This window comes from Anaerosporomusa subterranea (assembly GCF_001611555.1).
In the GTDB taxonomy this organism is placed as follows: Bacteria; Bacillota; Negativicutes; order Sporomusales; family Acetonemataceae; genus Anaerosporomusa; species Anaerosporomusa subterranea.
This window is the reverse complement of the sequence record NZ_LSGP01000025.1, coordinates 177,669-202,414: the sequence shown is the minus strand read 5'-3', so window position 1 is coordinate 202,414 and position 24,746 is coordinate 177,669. Positions and strand designations below refer to the sequence as shown.

The window sequence follows — 24,746 nt, the reverse complement described above, 5'->3', positions numbered from 1 at the left end:
ATCTTTTATAATTAGCGCAAATTATCCTCGCCAATATAGGCGAGGATAATTTTGTTCACCATATCACGAAGATTAGTTCACGGAGACCGTATTTATTTTCAAATGCATTCCTCAATAAATTGTGTCAATTCCTTATTAAACTTATCGCGCTCGTCATAAAACAAACCATGACCGCTGTATTTGAATGGCACAAGCTTGGAGTTTCTGATTCCTTCATGTTGGGCAATTGCTAATGGGAATAAACAAACTTTGTCATGGATACCATGAAGAATTAAAGTGGGGACGTGTATTTCTCCAAGATCAGAAAATAGTTCTTCGTCTATCCAGGAGGATGAAACTGCCGCTGTGGACCAACCTGCCGCCTGTAATCCCAGTTGGAAGAACCAATCTGAGAAAGCCTGAGATACATGCTGGAAGAAAAACATATCTCCAAATCCCCGCAACATTGCTGGACGGTCATTAGATGTTTCTTGAATGATTTTGTTTACATCTTCTTTTTGCAATCCGTAAGGAAAATATGGACGTTGAATCAGACTGGGAGCTGCAGCTGCAAAAAGGGCGAGTTTGGATACCCCATATCCCTTGTGGCGGGCCATATATCGAATGGCAATCGCTCCCCCCGTGGAATGACCCCCAAGTGTGAAATCTTGCAAATCGAGTGCTTCGACCACACAGCGAATATCGTCTGACGCAGTATCGTAGTCGTAGCCTTCCCAAGGCTTATCGGAATTACCGAATCCTCTACTGTCTATTCCAACGCATCGATATCCCATCTTGGGAAGTTGGTCAAACTGATATTCAAACATCTTATGATTCGCTGGCCAACCGTGTATAAACACGATTGTTTTCTCGCCCTCTGGGTTAAGGTCTTCTACATAAATCTTTACGTCTGGTTCTACTTTAATATAGAATCCCATATTGAGCCTCCGTTAAATCTAAACCTTTACATAATATTTTATTCACTTGGTACTAATAGTGTGATACCGGCGAAAGGAGGTCTCAAGATAAAGCCTTACCCCGAAGGCCAACTGAACCTTTTTCAACTAGATAACATATTATGTAGCAAGATATCCCATATATTTATGCATGTAGGGATTTTATGGAATATGATGGTAGAACTCTTACTGGGGAAGCCTCCCGCTCCTTGCTTCCCAAGTAAGACTCAGAGGATACCTGCCATTAACAAAATACTGTCCCAAATAACTCGCAGGGAAGTAAAAATGCTAGGGCACCTATCCTCCCGCAAAGATAAAACAGATGATTTGGAGAGAGGAGTAGATCAAATGGCGATTGTGAGATATAATCTGTTTGCAACTGATAATAAGATCATGCTTCCCTTAACTCCGGACCCCTGCGGCCCTAGGACTGAGCTTTATATCTGGGGGTTTGCCGGCGGTCTATATGAAAAGGATGGAGTCATAATAAATCCGGAGTTCGCTGTTGAAAATGGCGGCCAATTTTTTGGTAAAGCCAGTTTTCCTTCCCCGCGCATTGATGTGGATTGTGGAGATCAATTGTTTATTACGTTGGTTAATCTCGGTATGAAGTACCGTCCGGATCTTCCCGATGTCCACTCCATTCATATCCATGGCGGACATGTGGCCACACAGCTTGATGGTGTTCCTGAAACCTCCTTTGGCGTTCCCATGCAGATGCATGATGGAATGATGCCTAAATGTGCAATGCCAGATCCTTCAGTTGATCCTAACCAGGCTATAACATATTATTTCGTACCGGAACATCCAGGCACGTATTTTTATCATTGCCACCAAGAAGCTGCCGAACACGTCCAAATGGGTATGTACGGTGCGTTAATCGTCTACCCGTCAATGGAACATTTACACTGTGAAGGAGTCTGTATACCCGAGGGGTATAGCAATAGAAATTTTGCCTATGCCAACAAACATACCTTCTTTGAGAAGGAGTATGTTTTGTTGCTTTCCGATATTGACCAAATATGGCACCAGTATGTCCTTGAAGGCAAAAGGTTTTGCCCGGCGGATTTCAAACCAACCGCTTGGCTAGTGAATGGCCGTTCCTTTCCTGACACTCTTTTGCCTACGCAAGTACCGGACAGCTTGGGTGCTTACTCTATTCCGGAAGGGTATGATTCCTACGTTCACGTAAAAACTGGGGAAAGATTTCTTATCCGGTTAATTAATATGGGCTATCAGGCCATACCATGGCATATCCATGGCTGGCATTTCCGTATTATCGGTAAAGATGCTCATCCCATGTCAGCTAATCCGAAATCTAAGAACTCACAAATGGCGTTTACTCAACTTATAGGGTCTGGAGAAAGCTATGATCTTCTTATAACTGCCGATAACAAACAACCGTTGTATGGCCAATATGTCAATCACGGCTTTGCAGGGATTATTAATTCACTTATGGAGCAGGTAAAAGCGGCCGAAATTGCTTCTGGGCAACAACTCTGGCAAAGTATACCTGAAGAAGGAACGTTTACTGGCAACGGCCCATATAATAGGCTCTTTAACTTTTATAATTACGGACAGCACCCTGATCAATTTTTCCCGCAGTTTTATATCATGCATAATCATGATGATTATAAGGCGACTACTCCTAAGGATTTAGCTAACCCTGAGTCAGAAGATCAATGTCTGTACCCCGGCGGTCAACTCTGTTTTATGCAAATTGATGCTCCTGACTGTAACTGTGGCTGCCCTGTACGGGATGATGGTGACTGCGATCAGTGACCTTATGCTCTATCCCGGTTACGTCAGGCGGTGCCGCCATTCGGAGAGAACGATTTTGCCTCAGATTGATGACACATTTGCTAAAGTAACCAATTCCAGCGATAGATTAGCCAACCTGATCAGTGGTTAGGGTGCGTTTACTCTCCGCTGCCATACAAGAATTTTACACAAATAGGAACGGCTATTTGTCTACTAAAGGATAAATAGTCGTTTTTTTGTCTTTGCGATTAGCGGGAGAAAGGGATCACCGTATAAAAACCAGCAGTTTTTCTTACGGATGCCTTATTTAGTGATAAAGTAGGAATGTCACACAATGGGGATGTTTATTCAAAGCTATGGTTTCCAGCCACTTATATTTATTCGGAATATAGTATAAATATTGATTTGATTAAAATATAGTACATGAGTGCTGACAGAGATGTGTAGATGACACATCTCCTGTTCTTATCTTATTCGTTATTACCTGTAAGAGCTATACAGTAGCCGTTTACAAAAGAAGAAAGGCGATATCCTGTGACATGATTAGAAAACGCTTACCTAATTGCACCAAATTTTAAAAATAGGAATATAAGCTAAAGAAAAATTAATCATCAATAAAATTATTTTGATGTCTACCTTTTGTTACTAAATAGTTTTTCCCCCAAATGCTAATTAGGCTGCAGGCTCCAGCCGAGTTCAGATAAAGAATACTCAACCTTAGGTGGAACTTCTGGATAAATCTTTCAGAAAATAAGACCATCTTGCTCCATCTGACGAAGTTGCTGTGTCAGCATTTTCTGGCTTATCCCGTTAATGCCCCGGAGAAGATCACTAAAACGCTGAGGGCTTTTATTCAACAAGTTTCTTAAGATAAGTACTTTCCATTTATGCCCTATGAGATTGACCGTTTCTTCTATCGGGCAAAGTTTAATATTTTTCATTCAAACCTCCAGTAAAAGCAACTATTGTTACCATTTTTTAGATACTAATAATGAGCATGTTCTTAACTTTGCTATTTACGGTGCGAAACTGTACTCTTTCGCATTTATAGTAAATGGATTGAATATCGTCGCATCAGTTTTTTTTACCGCTATTTGTAATCATTAATTGCTTTAAGTAAAGGCATTGTATGGATAGGTATAGGCATTGTCATGTTGCCGCAGATATTTGGTATAAAAGGCATATGGCTAACTGTACCTATAGCTGAAATGCTAACTTTGATATTATCCGCATTATTGATATATAAGCATTTTGAGCGTCGTATTCCACATAATTTAGAATAACATTAATGGTATGTAATATTTGTAATGGATAAGTTACAATTATTACCTCTGACGTAATTTTTACTGGAATTGATATGCCATTTCACATCATTAAGCGACGATGTTATGGAAACGACTGCAGAGCGTATGCAGTATGATATTATTGTTTTCGTATCTTGCCGTACCATTGGAATGGAAGCTGGAAAAAAGGCCGTACTCAAATAGTGAGTACGGCCTTTTTAGTATTATATATAGTCATAATATAGACGGATTAACTATGTTATAATGCTAGTTTATCCTCGACCAAGAGACTCAAAAACTTAAAAACGAACCATGAATCTCATGGGATTTACGGCAGTACCATTTACTCTTACCTCATAGTGAATATGTGGGCCTGTACTAACGCCGGTACTACCGACGTACGCAATAACCTGACCTTTTTTTACCTTCTGGCCGACACTGACAGCCAGCTGTGAATTGTGTCCGTACAGGGTCTCCATGCCATTGCCATGATCAATTTGTACAAGATTGCCATAGCCTCCCGTCCAGCCGCTCTTTGTAACAACGCCATTAGCAGTTGCTACGACAGGTGTACCTGTTTCTACGGCAATGTCAACTCCCTGGTGTAATTCAGTACCGTCCTCCACAGGGGGATTACGCCAGCCAAAACCGGAGGTAATTGCCCCGCTAGCCGGCCAAAGGGCGGGCGTGTTTATGGGCATATCTGTACTTGTTGTCACTATAGCCTGGGCTTGTGGTTGCCCAAGCTCGCCCACAGATCGGGAAGCCAGTGATGTTGTGGCAATAGCGTTGGCACTCAGGGGGCGGTGATAATGTGCTAGAAGCCCTGTTACGATAAGGATAAGGAAGGAGCCCAAGAAAATAAGCCATGGTATAGGAATAGCGGGCGTAGTAATACTGCCTGCAAGCTGTTTGGTAACTCTTTCGTGCCAAGCAGTCATGGATAACACCTCAAAATTTAAAAAGTCCGATGCCGGTGTGGTACAATAGGTATGCACCTTACTATTTTCTTCTTATGGCTGCAATATGTCAACACTTGACGGAAAAAGTGTGAAGTGAGAACATAGTAACGACTTAACTACTCAACTACACAATTATTGGAGATGACTCATGTGGCAAAAGATACTCTAAAAAAATACGCTCCCATAGTAATGGCTGCATTGTTATGTGCATGTGCCATATTTATAGCTGTTCGCAGCGAGCTTTTACCGATTACTACGGGTTCACGTACACCTATTCATGTTACTACAGCTGCGGTTAGTACGATACATAAGCCGGTGACGATTATCCGTGCTGGTTCTGTAAAAAACGCAGTTACTATACCAGTGAATGCCGAGTTTGCCGGCAGTATCAGTGATGTATTTGTAACAGAGAAACAATCAGTCAAGGCAGGACAGCCACTGTTTAAGCTGCAGGCGATTCCCGGTGCCGCTGGTGATACGGCGGCGAATCCATCTCAAGCAGCACAGTCTAATTATGTCAAGGCGCTTGAGGAATACAACCGTTATCAAGCGTTGTATGAACTAGGGGGGATTTCCCGTGTACAGCTGGAGAATGCCAAGAGTCGACTGCAAGCAGTACAGGGTGGCTCGGTTGGCAGCAAGAACTCGGCATCAGCGACAACTACAGCAGAAAACCGGACAGTCACCATTGAGTCACCCATTGACGGTACAGTGATTGGCTTAACGAGAGCCCCGGGAAAGATGATTCAGGCAGGTGAGCAAGTAATGGCCTTAGGGAATGGTCAAGCAATAGAGGCTGTAGTTAGATTAGAACAGTCTGATTTATATGGTATTCAGTTAAGTGCTCCGGCTGCAATAGAAGTAGCCAGTCAAACAATAACGGGTCAAGTGGCCGCAATTTATCCAGCAGTTGAGGCGAACCAAGTTTCTGCTTTTTGGGTCCATATTAAATTTACGAGCAAGGCAGCCGATACACTAAAACCGGGTATGTCTGCTAACATACGTATCAGCACTGGTGATTCAGTGACAGTTCCTGTTATCCCGACCGCCGCAATATTACAGGATAATCAGGGACAAACGTTTATTTATATTGCAGATAATGGGAAAGCTGTCCGCCAACAAGTGGATATTGGTGAAACGAAAGGTGAGTTTACAGAGATTACATCAAATGTGCCAGCAGAAGTCCGGGTCATAAAGAGCAATCTTGATAAAATAAAACAGAGTTATGCAATTATAGATGCGTCGTAAATTTAGATTATATCGGGCAAATACTTTCACCAGTAAGATGTAGGATTCTGATGATAAGATTGTTCGTGTGACTGAACATAAGCTTTTCAGTGACCCAATGGCCAAATGGACAATGGAAAACCTTGTAAATAATGGGAGAGTAACTGAATGGATAACGCTATAGTTTTTAAATGTAATTCGGATACTGTTATTATTGTATTGCATGAAATATACGGGATTAATAATCATATTAGAAAAATTTGCGAAATGCTCGCGAATGGAAAAAATGATGTGATCTGTCCGAACCTGCTATTGCCAAGTCAATCGTTTAGCCCCGAGGAAGAGGTTATTGCTTACAAGAATTTCATACAAAACGTAGGATTTAGCTTTGCACAACAACAGGTTGAAAAATTGTCATTGAAAATTCGAAATGATTATAAGTACCGCTTCATTATTGGTTATAGTATAGGAGCTACGTTAGCTTGGCTATGTAGTCAGCGGGAGGGTCTGTATAATGGAATAGTTGGTTTCTACGGTTCGCGAATAAGGGATTATAAAGATATCGTTCCTAAGTGTCCTACTCTACTCTTCTTTCCGAGGAAGGAAGAGGCTTTTGACATTAATAGCTTAACGCAAGAGCTATCAACCAAAGAAGATATTAGCATAGTACAAGTTAATGCATTACATGGCTTTGCTGATCCATGGTCCAGTAATTATTGCTCAGAGGTAAGTGAAGAAACAATTAGGAAAACTATTGATTTTATTAATAGACAAAGGCAATAACGTAGATAAATATGAGCTGGTGTGGATCATTTTAACAATGAGTAGCATGTTTTATAGGTTAATATATTCCTATTAAGTATTTCGGGTGATTCTTGGAGTTATAGGTGATTTTGATTTGCGTTTTAATATAATATTGATCAAGTTGTTGACTAATATTATATTAAGATTTGATTGTACGCGCGGCATGTTATGGACCCCAAAATAAGCGTTTAGAAAATAATAATCCACCGTTCCAGAGTAATGACATGAAAAAACGCAAGCTGGCACCACTTTTGGGTGCATAGGCTTGCGTTTTTCTCTTTATAGTCAGTCCCATTTTGAGGTTCAACAACTCAGCGTGGCATGTTATAGAAGTGAATTTAAGAGTTTGCAAAGTTAGATAACATATGGGTTCTACAGATTCTGTATGGCATGTAATGGAATATTAAATGACATGTAATAGAAGTGGTGATAGAGCCATGTAGGGACTGGATTTACTGGCTTTTCAAAAGTTGTAAACAGTATTTAAAATGACAGTGGTGCCATGTTCATAAAAGTAACATTCTTTCTACGATTAGTGAGAGAGATGCGTATTGTTGAAAATAGTGAAAAAGCCACAGCCCTTGACAAATTGAGGGGTTGTGGCTTTTCACTTAAAAATCGGAAATAAAAAGAGTGTCTATCAATATACATTAATTGTTTTTTTCCGTGAAATAGTATAATAATGCTGCAACTGGCATGCTTAGTCCTAAAATTGATGCGAACATCCAGCCTCCATAAGCATATGCCCAGCCTCCGAATGCCGATCCGATCGCTCCACCAATAAAGAAAACAGCCATGAATACTCCGTTTACGCGCCCACGTATTTCACTTCCTAGTGAATAAATCGCACGCTGACCGAGAACGAGATTGCCGGATACCGCCATATCTAACGTAATAGCTGCAATGACTAGCATAGCTAAAGCTATTGTTGAATGATCTTCAAATATATGAGTAAGTAAAAAAGATAGAGCCGCAATTACAAGTGTCACACCCGTCAATATTTTTGTCCATCCTTTATCGGCCAATCTTCCCGCGATAGGAGCTGCTATGGCGCCGGCCACACCAGCAAGGGCGAATAAGGAAATCCCTTGCTGTGACAAATGGAAATGGCTAGCTAACCATAACGGTATTACTGTCCAAAACAGACTAAAAGCGCCAAATAAACAAGCTTGATATAAGGAACGGCGGCGTAAAACAGCCTTTGTTTTAAAAAGTGACCACAAGGAGCTAAGCAATTCACCATAATTCATGGTAGGTGAAGGTTTACGCTCAGGAAGAACTAAAGCCAACAGTCCAGCCAATATTGCAGTAATGGCGGCAGATAGAGTAAAGACTGCCCGCCATCCCCAAAGATCAGTAATAAAGCTGGCTATCGGCCGGGCAAGCATTATTCCAAGCAGTAGTCCACTCATCACATTACCTACTACTTGACCTCGCCGCTCTTCTGTTGCTAAATGGGCTGCATATGGTACCAATATTTGAGCTGCCACTGAACCTAGTCCGATAAACATTGCTGCCACAAGAAAGAATAGCGCATTATATGCCAGGGGTGCTGCAACTAATGCACAAATAACGACTGCTAATGCTGACACAACTAATCGTCGATTTTCAATGAGATCGCTAAGCGGAACAATAAATAACAACCCAAAAACATAGCCAATTTGGGTCAGTGTTACGATTAATCCTGCTGACGCCAGAGGAAGATGGGTATCTGCACTGATAGGGCCAACTAAAGGTTGTGCATAATAAAGATTTGCAACAATAACCCCACATGCAATTGCTAACAGGAATGTAATCCAGTTTGGAACTTTCTTAGTTTCTGGTCGTACGTTGTTCATATGACAATCCCGTCCTTAGTTTATTTTTTTCTTTTACGTTTATATGGTATTATGTAATTAAATACAATACTAAACGTTCGGTTTCGATAGACCTATTGTAAACTGAACGTTCAGTTATCAATGATATAGTAATTCAAGTTACCAATTTAGCTCGGTTTTTAACTAGCAGAGAAGGAAAAGTAATCAATGAGCTAATTGCAGAAGGACAATTTGATTTAAAGTTGGCAGAGGAATATCGATCAAGATATTTTAACCCTAGAAGACTTGATTCGCGACGCATCTTAGAGCGTGGGGTGCATCGAGGAGAATTGAAGAAAGACTTGGATATTGAATTGAGTATTGACCTAATTTATGGTCCGCTTTTTTATCGATTATTAGTAACAGGTGAAAAATTAGATGAACCTTTTATAGAAGCATTAATAAACTATGTTTTTGAAGGCATTAAGTCAAAGAGATAATTTGTATGACTAAGTTTTTAACTTTATATAGGTCGGTTAAATTACTTCTAGGCAGAAAGGGAAGGGTACAGGTAAAGGAAATAGACATTAGTCAAAGTGCTGACTAATGTCTATTTTGAGATTCGATTCTTCAGCGTGGCATGTTATGGAAGTGAATTTACGAGTTTGCAAAGTTAGATAATATATGGCTTATACAGATTTTGTATGGCATGTAATAGAATATTAGATGACATGTAATAGAAGGGGCGATAGAGCCTTACAGGGCTTGGTTTTGCTGGCTCTTCAAGATTTGTAAACAGTTTTTTAAGTGACATTGGTGGCACGTCCATAAAAGTAACATTTTTGCAGGGGAAATAAGTAAAATATCGAACTAGAGCCATAGCTACTATTGCGATAGCTATGGCTCTAGTAGTTAATAGCGAACAAGTTAAATATATAAATGATATGTTAGTTAAACGTGGAGTTATTGACAACCAATGCCGAGCAGTGTCAGTAACCCCGTCTCGCTGACACTCTCTTTATATATTCTGGGGGAGGTTATTAGGATTAGGAAGCTACAAACACATTTGAAGATTTTATTACCAGATATTCCGGAAGAATTAGCTGAAGTTATATTTTCAGACAGATGAATTTGTAATGAAGATTATTTTGAAATGGGAATAATCAGTAATTGTATAATTGAGAATCAAAGGACAGAACGTGTGTGTTTTGATAAGGTCATATTTAAAAATGTAATTTTTTAAAAAGTTAATTTTAGCAGATTAGAATTAACCAATGTTATTTTTGTAAATTGTGATTTATCAAATGTAGACTTTAATGAAGCTATCATGCATCAAGTTGAGATAAAAAATTGTAAAATTTTAGGGATTAATCTATTAGGAGCAACTTTGCGCAATGTACTATTTGATAACTGCTATGGGGACTATGCTACCTTTCGTAATGTAAATTGCAAACAGGTGAAGTTTCATAATAGTTCATTAGCTAATGCCGATTTTTATAAATCAACACTACTCCATGTGCATTTTTCGAATTCAAGTTTAGATCAGATTCAATTATCTGGTACTAAACTAGCAGGCATTGATTTAAGTAGCTGTGAGTTTAGACAGATTGGTGTTACCATAGAAGATGTGCAAGGGTGTATCGTTTCCCCACAGCAAGCAGTTGGTTTTTCAAAATTATTTGGCTTGATTATCAAAGATTAGGAGTGAGGGACGGCGTTATTAACATTTAATGCTAAGAGCGTCAGCAACCCCGTCCCGCTGACATCCAACTGAACCGCCCTTTGCATTTTTGGAGGTGTAAGGATGATGATACGTCAAATGGTCGCAGATGATATCCCTGAATTAGCACAATTATACAAACAATTCTGGAATGAAGATTCTTGTATTGATACAATGTATAATCAGTTTAATAAATTTTCCGAAAGCAGTACACATGTATTATTGAGCGCTGTTGACAATGGACGGCTGATTGGTTCCGTAATGGGAGTTATCTGTGAGGAGTTATATGGCTGTTGCGAACCATTTATGGTTCTGGAAAACATGATAGTTGACAATGATCACAGAAATAAGGAGTAGGCAAAGCATTGATTTCTGAGTTAGAAAAAATCGCTGCTAATAAAAATTGCACTCAAATTATTCTTGTAACAGAAACTAATAGAATTGATGCTTGTAATTTTTATGAATCTGTAGGATATAGTCCTATTACACATAAGGGATTTAAAAAGAAACTAAAATGTTGATATTCAACGATACGTTAGGATAGGTTATATATTTTCCCATTAGACTTACTTTTAGTTGTTTCCAGAGGTACTGGGTAATTCTGATTCACGCTATAAATAGACATTGGTCAAAATTATTGACTAATGTCTATTTATGCTTCTTGGCATGTTATGGAAGTGAATTTAAGGACTTACAAAGTTAGATACCATATGGTTCTAACAGATTTTGCATGGCATGTAATGGAACATTAGATGACATGTAATAGAAGAGGCGATAGAGCCTTACAGGGCTTGGATTTGCTGGCTCTTCAAGATTTGTAAATATTTTTTTAAGTGACAGTGATGTCATGTCCATAAAAGTAATAATTTAAAGAGTTATGAAATTCGTGGCCTTGCATAAAGCTTAAGGTCAAAAAAGATATCCGCGCAAGTGCGCAGATATCCTTTAATTTGTACTACCTGTATATCATATTCTTCTTTTACATATTAATTTTAGAAATTATATTCTAGAATATTTATATGGAAAGATCCAGCTTTATGTTAAAGCATTTGTTTTGCAGATGTCACCGTTATCTCCAAGACAGCGCGAATCCATGAGAATTTTTCCTTCATACGATCAAAGTCTTCACCGGATTTTATAAAACGAGTGCCTCCTTTCACGATAAAACCTGTTCCGGTCCCTTTGTAGCCCTCAACTTCTCTGTTGGCAATGGAAAGGATTGCTTCGTTGTGAGTTGAAAGGTTTCTTTCGGTTTTTACAAAGCCGGCAGCTGGAATAAGGAGCTTGTCATTAGGAGTTACTTCGATATAGCTATTCCAGGTATTAACTAGATGAGGACCATCGACACCGGTAGTTACAATAGAAACGCATCCATCTACAGGATGAGAAAGAATCGCCAATAATTTTTCGTTTAGCACAATAATACGTCCTTTCATTTAGAATATCAGGTAAGATATAGTATATATAAAAACTGACCCTGACAGTAGAGACAGATTTGAGAAATAGTATGGGGTCAGTTTAGGCGACTAACCTTGACACTGCTTATTACGCATAGTTATAATGACGATAGCAAGCTCCTGAATTAAAGATGTTTGTTGGTGATTTGATGTTTATTTTGGATTGCAAAGATCGTCGGCCGTTACATGTTAAAATTTATAATCAGATTAAAAATCAAATCTTATCAGGAAAACTGATTCCAAACACTAAGCTTCCATCCATCAGGAATTTATCTGTTGAACTATCTGTAAGCCGCAATACAGTGGAGTATGCTTATGAACAATTATATACTGAGGGTTTTATATACAGTAGACCGCGAAGTGGATACTATGTTTCACTTCTAGACCAAGAATATATTTCTCGCCCTTGTCGAAAAACAGCTACTCTCATAGAACCAGCTTTTGGAGATGGGAAGACATTTTCGTTTGATTTTCATCCAGCTTGTCTTTCGCCAGAAAGCTTTCCTGGTAAGATTTGGAGTAAACTCTTAACGAATTGTCTACAGGAAAATCCTGAACAGTTTACACTATATTGCGATCCCCAAGGGGAATTTGATCTGCGCTATGAGATTCAGCGATATCTGGAGCGGTTTCGCGGTGTTTCTTGCGATCCTGAGCAAATTGTCGTTTGTTGTGGTCTACAAGATAGTATGTCCATCCTAGCTCAAATATTGCTAGGTAATCACTCAGCATTTGCGTTCGAAGACCCTGGTCACTGGATTCCAAGATCCGTTTTTCAAAATTATTCATTTCTCCTCAATCCCATTCCGGTAAATTCAGACGGCATAAGCTTGGACTATTTAAAGAAAACCAATAGCACTGTTATACATGTTACTCCATCCCATCAATTCCCATTAGGAAATGTTATGCCGGTGGAAAACCGGCTAAGGCTAATTAATTGGGCAGAAAACGTTGGGGGAGTAATTATTGAAGACGACTATGATAGCGAACTCAGGTATCACGGAAAACCCATTCCTGCCCTACAAGGATTACATCCCGAAGGAGACATAATATATGTAGGTACTTTCTCCAAAGTTCTATCTCCCGCTCTACGAGCAAGCTATATGGTTTTGCCATATCGCTTGCTTAGTATATATAACAAGCTATTCCGTAATTACGCAGCTACGGTTTCATTATTAGAACAAAGAGCACTATATAAATTTATGAGGCAAGGATATTGGGAACGACATCTGCGGAAGATGCGAACAATGTATAAAAAGAAACACGATGCACTCATTCAATCCATTGATCGTCATTTTGGCGATCAAGTTAAGATTTTAGGGCAAGGGGCAGGTCTCCATGTTGTTTTAGAGTTAGCCAATGGTTTTCTTGATGAAAAGGATCTTATTAGTCGTGCTTGGGAGAAAAATGTCCGAATGTTACCACTCTCCGATACTTATCAATGCAAGAATTATTATCCCACGAGAGTAATGCTTGGATTCGGTAGGATGAATCCTGATGAGTTGGAAAAGGGGATTGAGCTATTGTCGCAAGCCTGGAATTTGTAACATGGATTCCTTTTTATGCTTTGGTCGGTGGTTCGAGTTCTCCCGAACGCACCATAGGTCTCGATTTCTAGTAAATACTTTAGTTTATACTCATATTGATATTTTAGGGGAGAAAAAATGAGTTATAAAATACTTCTATTTGATTTAGATGATACATTGTTAGATTTCGGCGCTAATGAAACTGATTCGTTAAACAAATTGTTTCAGCAACACGAATATACTTTTTCGGATGAGTTGTTTCGAGTATATAATTCCGTCAACAAACAACTATGGGCTGATTATGAAAATGGAAATATTGTATTAGATGATGTGCTAAACTCAAGATTTTCAGAAACTATGTTAAGACTGGGAAAAGTTGTGGATGGAATTGAATGGGAAAATCTGTATAGAGAACTTTTGGGCAATGGATGTCAGCATATGGAAGGCGCTTTAGAAGTGTGTCAGAGCTTATCTGTATCCCATAGACTGTTTGTTATCACTAATGGTATAACCAAAACTCAGATAAAGCGATTGAAGCAGTCAGGCTTATATGAATTTTTTGAAGACATCTTTGATTCTCAAAGCATTGGATTTCAAAAGCCATCAAAAGAATTTTTCGATTACGTGATGAGTCATATTAAAGATTTTAATATAAAGGAAGCACTTATTATCGGGGATTCATTAAATACAGATATAAAAGGTGGCCTTCTGTCAGGAATTGATACGTGCTGGATTAACACAAAGTCACAAAAATGCTCTGCAGAAATTCAAAGTACATACACGGTCACAAGTTTAGTGGAATTATATGACATCTGCACCCCTATAAAATGAGCATAATGGGAACCATTATTGATGGAAATGCCTCCAGGGGTTCTGGGTGATCTAAATAATAGTTCTAATCGATGGTGAAGGAATAGACATTAGGCAAATTATTGTCTAATGTCTATTTTTAGATTGGGTTATATAGCGTCGCATGTTATAGAAGTAAATTGATGAGCTGGAAGGCCAGTCATTTATGGACTTAGCCCTGATGCCAATTGTTATTCCTTATCTTTCGGAATGGCATGTAATGGAATATTAGGTATATGATTATAATCTAAAGGAATCATTTATTGATGGTTTGGCCAAATTTAGTTTTTCCTAATGAATATACCCTCCCCAGCCCTCGGGGGCTTATTTGTTGAATTAAATAAGTTTGTTTCCAAATTAACCGGCCAATCATCTTTCATGGTGAGGCCGGTTTTTGGCTATAATATAAGCACGTACGTTTGGAAAGGTGATGGACATGGAGCAAAACCGTAACCCCAATCGCCTGATACATGAAAAATCGCCCTATTTGCTTCAGCATGCCTATAATCCCGTGGATTGGTATCCGTGGGGTGAAGAGGCGTTTGCGAAGGCGAGGTCTGAAAATAAACCTGTGTTTTTGAGTGTCGGCTATAGTACATGTCACTGGTGCCATGTCGGCTCGTGGAACTAAATATATAATAGTTTATATGGATATCGCCAGCATTTGCATGCTGGTTTTTATATTTGCAGGATTATTTGTATAGTTGGCTAATGTTTATAAAAATGGTAGATTGAGGGTAACGGCAAGATTGTGCTAATCCTAAATAAAACTAGTTGCTAAATAGACATCACTTCATCCAAAGGAGGTTAGTCTTGTTTGGATAGATTAACTGAAATAATAAATGAATGGGACCCTATAGACTTAATGTCACATGCGCCAGATGATGAATATGAATTGGAAATTAAAATGATTAGAAATATCATAAATGATATTTCTAATGAGTTTGAAGTAGCTCAAATAATTTATGATATTTTTCTGGAGACATGTGGTAAGGAACTATTTAAAAAGAGCGTTGAGGATTGCGCCATTATTGCGAAAAAAATAATGGCATTAGAAAAATGAGTTAAAGCGGAGGAGTAAAAAGTGAAAAAAATTAAGATGCTTTTGGATTATAAATGTTATCCAATGTGGGTGTATAATGAACAAGGTGAACTAATAAAGAATGATTTAATTGATGAATTGAAAGGTGAAAAAGCAATTGAAGAACTGCTAAATGAGGTTCAAAGTACATATGAAAGTCTTTTTATTGATAATAAGATTGAGTTTAGATATAAAGGGTTTGCGGACGAAGTAAAGAAAAAAGAATTTTTAAGCCAATTGGCTCAAGTAATTCAGTTAATTGAATTAAAAGTTGGTAATAGTTACAAGATAGAGAATAAAGTGAATTTCGACGAATTTTAGTAATATGGAGTGCTGCACATGACAAAAGCAGCAGTTGTAAAAGCTGGTTCCTATCCCCTACATACAGTCGCCCAAGCCATTCGAGATTTACTTGCCCATTTAGGCGGCATGTAAGGATAACAGGAATGTATAAAGCTAAAGCATATGACACTATCAGCGTAATGATGGTGTTTTTTTGTACATACTAATCATGAACGTGCCATGTAATGTAACTAATACATAGGGGTGATTTCGTGGACAAAACGCCTAATCGTTTGATAAAGGAAAAAAGCCCGTATCTGCTCCAACATGCCTATAATCCAGTAGATTGGTATCCTTGGTGCGATGAAGCATTTGAAAAAGCAAGGCAAGAAAATAAGCCAGTGTTCTTCAGTAGTGGATACTCGTGCTGCCATTGGTGTCATGTGATGGAAAGAGAATCTTTCGAGGATGACGGCGTAGCTGCTATCTTGAATGATGGCTTCATATCAGTGAAAGTCGACCGCGAGGAAAGGCCTGACGTTGATCATATTTATATGGAAGTTTGCCAGGCGCTGACAGGCAGTGGCGGCTGGCCACTGACTGTTTTATTGACGCCGGACAAAAGACCTTTCTTTGCGGGTACCTATTTCCCTAAAGAAAGCAAGTGGGGCAGGCCTGGTCTGACAGATATATTGCGGAACGTGATTTCTCAGTGGCGGCAAGATAGCTCGCGACTGGCGAGCTATGGTGATGAGATTGTGCAGTCTTTGTTGCGGCGTTCAGTGTCGAATCCTGCCACAGGATTAGGTTCGGCTCAGCTTGATCAAGCCTATGCCGGTCTGAAAAAATACTTTGATGGCGAGTTCGGCGGCTTCAGTTCTGCACCGAAATTTCCGACTCCTCACAATCTGCTGTTCTTACTGTATTATTGGCGCCGGACGGGTAAAGAAAAAGCGTTGGCCATGGTTGAAAAGACGCTTACTGGGATGCGGCAAGGCGGCATATATGATCATTTGGGATTTGGTTTCTGTCGTTATTCAACAGACCTCATGTGGTTTGCGCCTCACTTTGAGAAAATGCTGTATGATAATGCTTTGCTTTGCTACGCATACCTTGAGGCTTGTCAAGCAACTGGTAATGTCGAGTACGCTAGGGTAGCCGAAGAGATCATTGAGTATGTGCTGCGAGACATGACAAGTCCGGAGGGGGCGTTTTACTCTGCCGAAGATGCCGACTCTGAGGGAGTCGAGGGCTTATTTTACCTTTGGACGAAAGACGAAATCGTCGATGCGTTAGGGTGGGAGCAAGGTTGTATTTTTGCGGATTATTACCATGTAAGCGCAGAGGGAAACTTTGAACATGGCAAGAGCATTCTCCACGCGATTGGCCGGAATCCTGAAGAGTATGCCGGCAAATTGCGCATGGATCAACAGGAGTTTGCCACTTTGTTGGCTGAAGGTCGCAAAAAACTGTATGGGTTACGCGAACAGCGGGTTAGACCGTTTCGCGATGATAAGGTACTAACCTCTTGGAATGCATTAATGATTGCTGCGCTTGCGAAAGCAAGTAAAGTGCTGGAGAATCCTGATTGTTTGCGGGCGGCTGAGTCTGCATTGACGTTCATCGAAACTCGGTTGACACGAGATGATGGCAGAATTTTGGCCCGCTTCAGGGAGGGTGAAGCAGCTTATGTTTCTTATCTAGATGATTATGCATTCTTACTGTGGGCGTTGATCGAGCTATATGAAGCGACTTTTAATATCGGATATCTAAAGCGAGCCATACTGATCGCTGAGGATATGATTGCTTTGTTCGCTGATCAGACAGCAGGCGGTTTTTTCTTTACCGGCAAGGATGCGGAGGAACTGCTGATACGTCCGAAGGAACTGTACGATGGTGCCATTCCGTCAGGAAACTCGGTGGCGGCTTTTGCGTTAGTAAAACTATCCCGGCTTACGGGCGATTCTTCATTACTTGCTGCCGTTGAGGCGGCGATGGGCGTTTTCACAGCAGAAGTCCGCCAGATGCCAATGGGCTACGTATTTTTCTTGCTGGCTCTGGACTTGTATCTGGACCCACCTAAACAGATCGTTATCGCAGGTTCGCGTGAGGATAGGCGGACGGAGTCTATGCTTGCATCTGTTCAGCAATTCTACATGCCTGAAGTTACACTCCTGTTTCGCGACATCGATAAGCCCTGTGAGGATGCCGAGTCTTTTGCAAGTATTAGTGGAAAAGAAGCAGTCTCAGGGCAGGCAGCAGCCTATATTTGTGATGATACAAAATGTCGCCCGCCTATTACCGAGGTGGAGCAGTTCCAAAAGCTATTGAACGAGTTCTCAGGAAGAAACAATTAATAATTATTATTAATTACTAAAAAAACTCTTGCGCTTTACTGGAACTGTTTGGTATAATTAAGGCACAGAAACAAGCATAACCTGCTTGCGACAAGAAGGGGGATAAAAATAATGATCAATAAAACTGTTCAAGATGCCATCAATACACAAATCCAAAAAGAAACATATTCTGCATATTTGTATCTAGCCATGGCGGCAGATTGTGAAGCGAAAAACCTGAAAGGATTTGCATCTTGGTTGCGGATTCAGTATCAGGAAGAAGTCAGCCATGCGATGAAACTATATGATTATTTGTTAGAGCGGGGCGGCACAGTGGCTCTTCAGGCTATCCAGGCTCCTCCGGCTGATTTTGGAACTCCGTTGAAAATGTTTGAGCAAGTTTTGGAACATGAGCAGTATGTTACCGCTTCCATCAACGGATTGTATGAAGTGGCGCTCGCGAATAAAGACTATGCAACCCAGATTTTCCTGCAATGGTTCATCAGTGAGCAGGTTGAAGAAGAAGCTTCTGCCAGTGAAGTGCTGGAAAAGATCCGCATGACTGGCGATCGCGCTTTGCTATATCTGGACAAAGAACTTGGCAAACGGGGCCGCGACTAATTATCGGTCCGACCACCCGGCGGCTCATATGAGCCGTCGGGTTTTATTTTTGCCTGTTGCAGGAATGATGAACATTTCCGGGAAGTATATCTGTAGACAAGCATGAGGGAGTGAATGTAATGGTACTGCCGTTGGAGTCAGCGCGGAAAATACTGTTGGCAGCTACTGAGGTTATAACGGCAGAACGGATTCCGCTTGAGGTCTGCTGGCATCGGGTATTGGCTGAACGCATTGTATCCGACTTGGACTTTCCGCCGTTTGATCGTTCGCCGCTTGACGGTTATGCGCTTCTTGCCAGTGAAGTCTGTCAAGCTTCTCATGCGGCGCCGGTTGCCTTGAAGCTGATCGAGACAATTCCAGCTGGCGCTGTGCCGAAGAAGACAATTGAGAACGGAACGGCTAGTCGCATTATGACTGGCGCTCCCATTCCTCAAGGCGCTACTGGAGTTGTTCGGCTTGAGGACACAGAACAGTCAGGTGATATTGTCCGGCTGTTCGCAGGTGAAGGGGCAGAAAAAAGTATATGCAGGCAAGGCGAGGAAATCTTTTGCGGGGAAGAGGTTCTTTTCCCAGGCATGCTGATTAATCCCGGTGTGATGGGGCTGCTAGCCGCTTTGGGTGTGGCTAATCCGCTGGTCTATCGCCGTCCCCGCGTGGCCTTACTGGCGACAGGCAGTGAGATTGTTGGCATTGATCAACGACTTGCTCCCGGAAAGATTCGCAACTCCAACAGTTTCATGCTGAGCGCGCAAGTATCTGAAGCAGGTGGGGTGGCGTATTTGCTGGGGACTGCTGGCGATTCGGTCGAGGTAATTGACGAAATGCTCGTGTCTACGCAAGAATGCGATTTGGTAGTTACGACCGGAGGAGCGTCAGTTGGTGATTATGACCTAATCGGTGAAGCATTTGAGAAACAGGGAATAACGATTTTATTTGAACGTGTAGGGATTAAACCCGGAATGCCTGTCATAGCAGGCATTAAAGACAACAAACTGTACATTGGGTTGTCTGGCAACCCGGCGGCGGCAAGCATCGCCTTTGAACAGTTGGTTCGGCCTGTTCTTTTGAAGATGGGTGGCTGTCGGGATTTTACGCGACAACGCCTGAAAGCATATTTGCTGGAACCTTATGAGAAAAGCAGCAATGTGCCAAGATTCATCTGGGCCCAGTGGCGGCAAGACGGGGATCAGCTTTGGGTTAAACCGCTTGGTCTACAGGGAAATGGCATGCTTAAATCCACTTGTCATGCCAATGCGCTGATTATCATCCCTGCGAATAGTCCACCACTAGCGGCTGGAGCCGAAGTCGAAATCGAGTTGCTGTGATTTTAAAACCGTCGTTTGGTCTTTTTGGTGAACGGGGAAACGTTTATAGCGCAAAGATCGCAAAGCACGCAAAGTGCGCAAAGAGATAATTCTACCTCCGCTTTGCGACGCTTGCGCGCTTCGCGGGCTTCGCGCTACTGCACTTCTACTGTTATAGTTTCTAGAAGTTTTGAGAAAGAAGAAGACTGAACAGAGGCATTGTTGCCCTGTTCAGTCTTTTCTTTCTTCGCTACTGGATTCAGCAGGTATATTCCACTCGATCGCAGACTCCAGTACTCGCAATACTCGCATTTCCGGCGCATCCCGCACAATACCAACTAGCGTTTCGCGAAATGCGGGGTCATGCATTAGCTGGATAACCGCTGGGCGTAATTCCGGTGACTTCAGGTTGTCGGCTGTTGCTTTAATCATTTCTGGAGACTTCATCATTTCAACCAACTTCGCCTTGCCTTCAGGCGATTTCAAATACAGCATAATCTGAGTGCGCAATATTTGCTGCACGTCAGGATTATGAATACTGTCTTCCACAATGGCAGTGATAACAGTCTGATCGTGAAAAGGTTTGCCGCTGCTAAGAAAGCTTTGCATATATGTTGATGCAGAATGCCAGATAACGAAACTGATCATGATTCCGATGATTCCAGCGGCAGCTAAACCAATCGATATTTTTCTCGCCACTTGTTTACTCCCCTCGCCTTCTATTTCCAGGTTTAGGATAACCAGGCTGAACCTGCATAATACCTTGTAGTATTCCTAATTTAGCAAAATTGCAATAGAAGGAATCGATCTTAACGAATTGTTAACTGATTATAGTTGTTTTTTTGCCAATTCAAGTTAATTAGAGGCAGGAAATACCGGATACATGGAGAATTTTGTTGAAGAAGAAAGAATAAGTGCGTCCGATTGCGCCTGGACTTATTAGGAGGGTGTGTTTTTTTGGAAAAGTCAACCGTAATTGGGGTGGTCGTTGGTTTTCTGGCGATTGGTGTTGGTATGGTACTGAAAGGAGCCAGCCTGGCCGCGCTTTATAACCCGGCAGCCTTCTTGATCATATTCGCTGGAACTGCAGCCAGTTTGTTCAACGCTTTCCCAATGGCTCAGATGAAGCAGCTCCCCGTGTTGTTTAAGCAGTTATTTAAGGAACAAACTCTTTTGCCTAAAGCTGATTTATTAGCTTTATTTGTGGAACTTTCACAGACAGCCCGGCGTGAGGGGATTTTAGCGTTAGAAAGCCGATTGGGTGAAGTTAACGACTCATTTTTGAAAAATGGCTTGAGTATGGTCATCGACGGGATGGATCCGGAGTTTGTGCAGGATGTTTTAGATGCCGATGTGGCGGCAATGGAAGATCGCCATCGTACAGGCGCGCTTATATTTTCCCAAGCAGGCTCGTATGCGCCGACCTTGGGCGTTTTGGGCGCGGTTGTCGGCTTGATCGCCGCACTGGGTAATCTAAATGATATTGAGGTGCTGGGTCATTCGATTGCGGCAGCATTTGTCGCTACTCTGTTGGGCATTTTTACCGGCTATGTTTTGTGGAATCCATTTGCTAATAAACTAAAAATGTTGTCTAAGAAAGAAGCAGAGATTAAACGGATGATGATTGAGGGCATACTGTCGTTACAGGCAGGGGATTCGCCGTTGGCGATTGAAGCGAAACTACTGGTCTTTGTTCCTCAGGCTGAGCGTGATGCGCTGAGACGGAAAGAGGCTTAATATGGCAAAGAAAAAGCACCAAGAACACCATGAAGAACATGCGGACGAGTCATGGTTAATCCCCTATGCCGATATTCTGACATTATTATTGGCATTATTTATCGTGCTGTTTTCTTCCGCTCAGGTAGACGCGAAAAAATTTGAGCAAATTAGAGCATCGTTTGGCTCCGCTTTTGGTGCGGGAACCAATTCACTTATGCCTGAATCCCGTTCTGCTCCTACTGTTATTGCTGGACCGCCAGAATCGCCACAACAGATGGAGGCAATCAATCCTGCGGATAATAAACAGCAGCAATATGTTCGTGAGACAGCGCAACTGCTGGAAGTAAAGCGAGCGCTAGACACCTATATTCAGCAAAACAATCTAACTGGAGATCTCAACACAATGTTGACAGGTGATGGGCTAATGCTTCGTATTCGAGACAGCGCTCTGTTTCCTTCCGGTAGTGCCGAACTGCTGCCTGAATCACGTCGCTTAGGCGGAGAAATCGCCAAACTTCTACTGGCGGTACCTCAGAAGGTTATGATCTCCGGGCATACTGATACTGTCCCGATCAATACAGCCGAGTTTCCATCTAACTGGGAGCTAAGCTCAAAGCGGTCGTTAAACTTTATGCGTTTTATTCTATCGCAGCAGTCACAACTTGACCCTGCCCGTTTTAATGCAACAGGACATGGCGAATACCGGCCTGTTTCGCCGAATACCAGCCCAGAGGGCCAGGCGAAAAATCGAAGGGTTGAGGTGCTGATACTGCGCCAGTACAGACAATAGTGCTAGTCGGGCGTTGATAAAGGCCCATCTGCGTTGCACCCGTAAAGGGTATGCCGCCAACTCTAAGGCGCTGACGCGCCAAGAATTGCGCAATCAGGCCCGCTACCCCATTGCTAGCGTACATCCAGTACGCGTCGCTGCTGGGGTAGCGGGCCTGCCTAGCACCTGGACCTTTCTGAACGCCCTTGGGCTTCTGTGTCAGAGAATAACGAAATAGTATATTACCTTCATTGGTATATGAGGCTTGAGGTGATACAATGATTTTAGGAACAGGAATAGATATTGTTGAGATTCAACGGATTGCTGAGGCGGTGAAGAATCCACGTTTTTTGGAACGGGTATTTACTGATCAGGAACGGGAGTATTGCGAGTCAAGAGGGGCGCAGAAGACTAGTTCGTATGCGGCTCGGTTTGCTGCCAAGGAGGCGGTGATGAAGGCGCTGGGAACAGGTTTGTCTAAGGGGCGCTGGCTTGATGTGGCGATATTATCCGCACCAGATAGTAAACCCACTGTTAAACTAGGCGGTTTCTTCGCGGCGATTGCCCGGGAAATGGGAGTCGTGGAAGTCCATCTATCCCTGAGCCATTCCAGAGACTTTGCAGTTGCGCAGGCAATAACATGGGGAGGTGTAAAACATGAAAGTTGCCACATCGGTTGAGATGCGTCAGATTGACGCCTTGGTAATGGAAGATTACGGAATCCCTGGTGCTGTTTTGATGGAAAGTGCGGGAATCGAAGCCGCGTCTGCGGTGGAAACCCTATTAGCTAGATCTGGTGGGAAGCGAGTTTGTGTTTTTTCCGGCAAGGGTAATAATGGCGGCGACGGATTTGTCGTGGCCAGGCGTCTGGCGAATCACGGCTATAAAGTGCAAGTATGCTTAACTGCTGATATATCTTCTCTTTCTGGGGAGGCACTGATTTATTTTACCGTTTTGCAAAAGATGGGCCTCGATATTTTGGAGATAGCTGGAGAACGAGATTGGGATAAGGCCGGTGTCGCTGTTTCCTTTGCCGACTGTTTGGTAGATGCCTTGCTTGGCACAGGTCTGCACGGTATTCCTAGTGAGCGTATGGTTGCGGCCATTGATTTAATGAACTCATCCGGTAAGCCTATTATTGCAGTGGATATTCCCTCCGGCGTTGAAGCTGATACTGGCTGCGTAACTCGTACCGCTGTTAAAGCGGCGAAAACCGTGACCTTCGGTCTGCCTAAGCCAGGACTCTATCTGCATCCCGGCGCTGCGTACGCTGGCGAAGTAACGGTGGTTGATATTGGTATTCCGGCAGATTTACTTCAGTCCCGAGCAATTAAACAAAATACCGTGACAGCCGAAGATGTTCGTTCGTTGTTGCCTTTACGAGCGCCAGATGCTCATAAAGGCAGTTGCGGTCGTGTAGGAGTGATCGCTGGGTCACAGGGGATGACTGGTGCTGCAGTATTGGCATCGACGGGAGCGTTGCGCTCGGGAGCTGGCCTAGTTACTCTCGGTATTGCCGCAAGCTTGAATCCTGTTCTGGAGGTTAAACTGACTGAAGTGATGACTTGTCCTTGGCCGGAGAATGCAGACGGGGCCCTTGGCGCAAAGTCTGTGCCATATATGGATGAATTGGCGATGCAAAGTGATGTCACTCTAATCGGTCCTGGTTTAGGCAGACGCGAGGAGACCCAAACTGCCATTAGACAGTTTATTAAAGAGGCTCGCCGCCCACTCGTTATTGATGCAGATGCTTTAACCGCATTATCAGTTGATATAAATATCTTGCAACAGACGGAAGCGTTGGCGGTATTGACGCCACATCCTGGTGAGATGGCGATGCTGACTGGGTTAACGGTTGAAGAGATTAGCCAGGATCGCTTATATGTTGCCAGGCAAGCAGCGATTGATTGGGCGAGCATTGTTGTGTTGAAAGGCGCAGGGACGGTCGTTGCTTTCCCCGATGGCGAGGTTTATCTCAATTCTACTGGTAATCCTGGAATGGCAACCGGTGGAACCGGCGATGTTTTGGCAGGTATTATTGCCAGCTTTATCGCTCAGGGCTTGTCTAGCCATGATGCTGCGGTGGCTGGGGTTTATGTTCACGGATTAGCCGGCGATATCGCTGCTGACCGCGGCATGATTGGCATGACGGCTGGCGATTTAGCTGAGGCGATTCCTGCCGCTATCCACAGCTTGACTAAAAAAGCATAAAAATTTACTATATGTCCATACTGAGTAAATACCCCCCAATTTTTAACTGAAATCACCAGCAGGATTTTAGAGGAGAAATGTATAATATATATAAACATTGACA

Annotated in this window: 20 protein-coding genes and 5 pseudogenes; 19 read left to right on the top strand and 6 right to left on the bottom strand. The window is 42.1% G+C overall.

What is annotated here, in order from left to right; genetic code table 11:
- Positions 1-98: 98 nt before the first annotated feature.
- Positions 99-917: an alpha/beta fold hydrolase gene (locus AXX12_RS15905; RefSeq protein ID WP_066244876.1), complete on the bottom strand. Its 819-nt coding sequence runs from the start codon at positions 915-917 to the stop codon at positions 99-101.
- A 366-nt stretch (positions 918-1,283) separates the two neighbouring features.
- On the opposite strand from AXX12_RS15905, the gene AXX12_RS15900 reads away from it, so the two are divergent.
- Positions 1,284-2,717, top strand: coding sequence for a multicopper oxidase domain-containing protein (locus AXX12_RS15900; protein WP_066244874.1), 1,434 nt, complete (start codon positions 1,284-1,286; stop codon positions 2,715-2,717).
- Positions 2,718-3,300: 583 nt separating this feature from the next.
- On the opposite strand, the pseudogene AXX12_RS15895 reads toward AXX12_RS15900, so the two are convergent.
- Positions 3,301-3,637, bottom strand: a pseudogene (locus tag AXX12_RS15895) (winged helix-turn-helix transcriptional regulator).
- A gap of 641 nt (positions 3,638-4,278) precedes the next feature.
- Complete coding sequence (locus tag AXX12_RS20080; RefSeq protein WP_066244872.1) at positions 4,279-4,920, bottom strand: M23 family metallopeptidase; 642 nt, start codon at positions 4,918-4,920, stop codon at positions 4,279-4,281.
- Between the two features lie 171 nt (positions 4,921-5,091).
- On the opposite strand from AXX12_RS20080, the gene AXX12_RS15885 reads away from it, so the two are divergent.
- Complete coding sequence (locus tag AXX12_RS15885; protein ID WP_197470758.1) at positions 5,092-6,189, top strand: efflux RND transporter periplasmic adaptor subunit; 1,098 nt, start codon at positions 5,092-5,094, stop codon at positions 6,187-6,189.
- Positions 6,190-6,336: 147 nt separating this feature from the next.
- Positions 6,337-6,951, top strand: coding sequence for a dienelactone hydrolase family protein (locus AXX12_RS15880; protein ID WP_066244868.1), 615 nt, complete (start codon positions 6,337-6,339; stop codon positions 6,949-6,951).
- A 671-nt stretch (positions 6,952-7,622) separates the two neighbouring features.
- Here the strand turns inward: AXX12_RS15880 and AXX12_RS15875 are convergent.
- The gene (locus tag AXX12_RS15875) at positions 7,623-8,810 is read right to left on the bottom strand and encodes an MFS transporter (RefSeq protein ID WP_066244866.1); all 1,188 of its coding nucleotides are present in this window, start codon (positions 8,808-8,810) and stop codon (positions 7,623-7,625) included.
- A 110-nt stretch (positions 8,811-8,920) separates the two neighbouring features.
- Here AXX12_RS15875 and AXX12_RS15870 point away from each other — a divergent pair.
- The 4 genes and pseudogenes from AXX12_RS15870 to AXX12_RS20225 form a co-directional block, all read left to right on the top strand.
- Positions 8,921-9,268 (top strand): annotated as a pseudogene (locus AXX12_RS15870) (TetR-like C-terminal domain-containing protein); the annotation flags it as partial.
- A gap of 761 nt (positions 9,269-10,029) precedes the next feature.
- Positions 10,030-10,113 (top strand): annotated as a pseudogene (locus AXX12_RS20265) (pentapeptide repeat-containing protein); the annotation flags it as partial.
- Positions 10,096-10,470, top strand: a complete 375-nt coding sequence (locus AXX12_RS19675; RefSeq protein WP_197470757.1) for a pentapeptide repeat-containing protein — start codon at positions 10,096-10,098, stop codon at positions 10,468-10,470. The pseudogene AXX12_RS20265 and the gene AXX12_RS19675, both read left to right, overlap by 18 nt.
- A 102-nt stretch (positions 10,471-10,572) precedes the next feature.
- Positions 10,573-11,009: pseudogene (locus tag AXX12_RS20225) on the top strand (GNAT family N-acetyltransferase).
- A gap of 519 nt (positions 11,010-11,528) precedes the next feature.
- Here AXX12_RS20225 and AXX12_RS15855 read toward each other — a convergent pair.
- Positions 11,529-11,906 carry an FMN-binding protein gene (locus AXX12_RS15855; RefSeq protein ID WP_066244864.1) on the bottom strand — a complete coding sequence of 126 codons (378 nt, stop codon included), beginning with the start codon at positions 11,904-11,906 and terminating at the stop codon, positions 11,529-11,531.
- 188 nt (positions 11,907-12,094) lie between these two features.
- Here AXX12_RS15855 and pdxR point away from each other — a divergent pair, with 188 nt between their 5' ends.
- The 8 genes and pseudogenes from pdxR to AXX12_RS15820 all read left to right on the top strand — a co-directional run bounded on the left by pdxR (position 12,095) and on the right by AXX12_RS15820 (position 19,965).
- Positions 12,095-13,492 (top strand): MocR-like pyridoxine biosynthesis transcription factor PdxR, encoded by a 1,398-nt coding sequence (gene pdxR / locus AXX12_RS15850; protein ID WP_066244862.1) that lies wholly within the window; start codon positions 12,095-12,097, stop codon positions 13,490-13,492.
- Between the two features lie 117 nt (positions 13,493-13,609).
- Positions 13,610-14,302, top strand: a complete 693-nt coding sequence (locus tag AXX12_RS15845; RefSeq protein ID WP_066244861.1) for a YjjG family noncanonical pyrimidine nucleotidase — start codon at positions 13,610-13,612, stop codon at positions 14,300-14,302.
- A 454-nt stretch (positions 14,303-14,756) separates the two neighbouring features.
- Positions 14,757-14,936, top strand: a pseudogene (locus tag AXX12_RS18905) (DUF255 domain-containing protein); the annotation flags it as partial.
- Between the two features lie 201 nt (positions 14,937-15,137).
- The gene (locus AXX12_RS15840) at positions 15,138-15,383 is read left to right on the top strand and encodes a DUF1871 family protein (protein ID WP_066244859.1); all 246 of its coding nucleotides are present in this window, start codon (positions 15,138-15,140) and stop codon (positions 15,381-15,383) included.
- 21 nt (positions 15,384-15,404) lie between these two features.
- Complete coding sequence (locus tag AXX12_RS15835; protein WP_066244858.1) at positions 15,405-15,722, top strand: hypothetical protein; 318 nt, start codon at positions 15,405-15,407, stop codon at positions 15,720-15,722.
- Positions 15,723-15,955: 233 nt separating this feature from the next.
- Complete coding sequence (locus tag AXX12_RS15830; protein ID WP_066244856.1) at positions 15,956-18,040, top strand: thioredoxin domain-containing protein; 2,085 nt, start codon at positions 15,956-15,958, stop codon at positions 18,038-18,040.
- A gap of 111 nt (positions 18,041-18,151) precedes the next feature.
- Complete coding sequence (locus tag AXX12_RS15825; RefSeq protein WP_066244854.1) at positions 18,152-18,640, top strand: ferritin; 489 nt, start codon at positions 18,152-18,154, stop codon at positions 18,638-18,640.
- Between the two features lie 119 nt (positions 18,641-18,759).
- Positions 18,760-19,965 carry a molybdopterin molybdotransferase MoeA gene (locus AXX12_RS15820; RefSeq protein ID WP_066244852.1) on the top strand — a complete coding sequence of 402 codons (1,206 nt, stop codon included), beginning with the start codon at positions 18,760-18,762 and terminating at the stop codon, positions 19,963-19,965.
- Between the two features lie 210 nt (positions 19,966-20,175).
- On the opposite strand, the gene AXX12_RS15815 is transcribed toward AXX12_RS15820, so the two are convergent.
- A complete protein-coding gene (locus AXX12_RS15815) occupies positions 20,176-20,643 on the bottom strand; it encodes a hypothetical protein (RefSeq protein ID WP_066244850.1) in 468 nt (155 codons plus the stop codon).
- 258 nt (positions 20,644-20,901) lie between these two features.
- Here AXX12_RS15815 and motA point away from each other — a divergent pair, with 258 nt between their 5' ends.
- The 4 genes from motA (at position 20,902) to AXX12_RS15795 (ending at position 24,643) form a co-directional block, all read left to right on the top strand.
- Entirely contained in the window at positions 20,902-21,681 is a 780-nt protein-coding gene (motA, locus tag AXX12_RS15810) for a flagellar motor stator protein MotA (RefSeq protein WP_066244848.1), read from the top strand.
- Position 21,682: 1 nt separating this feature from the next.
- Positions 21,683-22,453, top strand: coding sequence for a flagellar motor protein MotB (locus AXX12_RS15805; RefSeq protein WP_066244845.1), 771 nt, complete (start codon positions 21,683-21,685; stop codon positions 22,451-22,453).
- Between the two features lie 257 nt (positions 22,454-22,710).
- The gene (gene acpS / locus AXX12_RS15800; RefSeq protein WP_066244843.1) at positions 22,711-23,112 is read left to right on the top strand and encodes a holo-ACP synthase; all 402 of its coding nucleotides are present in this window, start codon (positions 22,711-22,713) and stop codon (positions 23,110-23,112) included.
- The gene (locus tag AXX12_RS15795) at positions 23,090-24,643 is read left to right on the top strand and encodes a bifunctional ADP-dependent NAD(P)H-hydrate dehydratase/NAD(P)H-hydrate epimerase (RefSeq protein ID WP_066244839.1); all 1,554 of its coding nucleotides are present in this window, start codon (positions 23,090-23,092) and stop codon (positions 24,641-24,643) included. Before acpS ends, AXX12_RS15795 begins: the two co-directional genes overlap by 23 nt.
- The last annotated feature ends 103 nt before the right edge of the window (positions 24,644-24,746 follow it).

Excerpts from the sequence above, each read along its gene's own strand:
- AXX12_RS15905 (WP_066244876.1), bottom strand. The coding sequence starts at position 917 with ATGGGATTCTATATTAAAGTAGAACCAGACGTAAAGATTTATGTAGAA.
- AXX12_RS15900 (WP_066244874.1), top strand. The coding sequence starts at position 1,284 with ATGGCGATTGTGAGATATAATCTGTTTGCAACTGATAATAAGATCATG.
- AXX12_RS20080 (WP_066244872.1), bottom strand. The coding sequence starts at position 4,920 with ATGACTGCTTGGCACGAAAGAGTTACCAAACAGCTTGCAGGCAGTATT.
- AXX12_RS15880 (WP_066244868.1), top strand. The coding sequence starts at position 6,337 with ATGGATAACGCTATAGTTTTTAAATGTAATTCGGATACTGTTATTATT.
- AXX12_RS15875 (WP_066244866.1), bottom strand. The coding sequence starts at position 8,810 with ATGAACAACGTACGACCAGAAACTAAGAAAGTTCCAAACTGGATTACA.
- AXX12_RS19675 (WP_197470757.1), top strand. The coding sequence starts at position 10,096 with ATGCATCAAGTTGAGATAAAAAATTGTAAAATTTTAGGGATTAATCTA.
- pdxR (WP_066244862.1), top strand. The coding sequence starts at position 12,095 with ATGTTTATTTTGGATTGCAAAGATCGTCGGCCGTTACATGTTAAAATT.
- AXX12_RS15845 (WP_066244861.1), top strand. The coding sequence starts at position 13,610 with ATGAGTTATAAAATACTTCTATTTGATTTAGATGATACATTGTTAGAT.
- AXX12_RS15825 (WP_066244854.1), top strand. The coding sequence starts at position 18,152 with ATGATCAATAAAACTGTTCAAGATGCCATCAATACACAAATCCAAAAA.
- AXX12_RS15820 (WP_066244852.1), top strand. The coding sequence starts at position 18,760 with ATGGTACTGCCGTTGGAGTCAGCGCGGAAAATACTGTTGGCAGCTACT.
- AXX12_RS15805 (WP_066244845.1), top strand. The coding sequence starts at position 21,683 with ATGGCAAAGAAAAAGCACCAAGAACACCATGAAGAACATGCGGACGAG.
- acpS (WP_066244843.1), top strand. The coding sequence starts at position 22,711 with ATGATTTTAGGAACAGGAATAGATATTGTTGAGATTCAACGGATTGCT.
- AXX12_RS15795 (WP_066244839.1), top strand. The coding sequence starts at position 23,090 with ATGAAAGTTGCCACATCGGTTGAGATGCGTCAGATTGACGCCTTGGTA.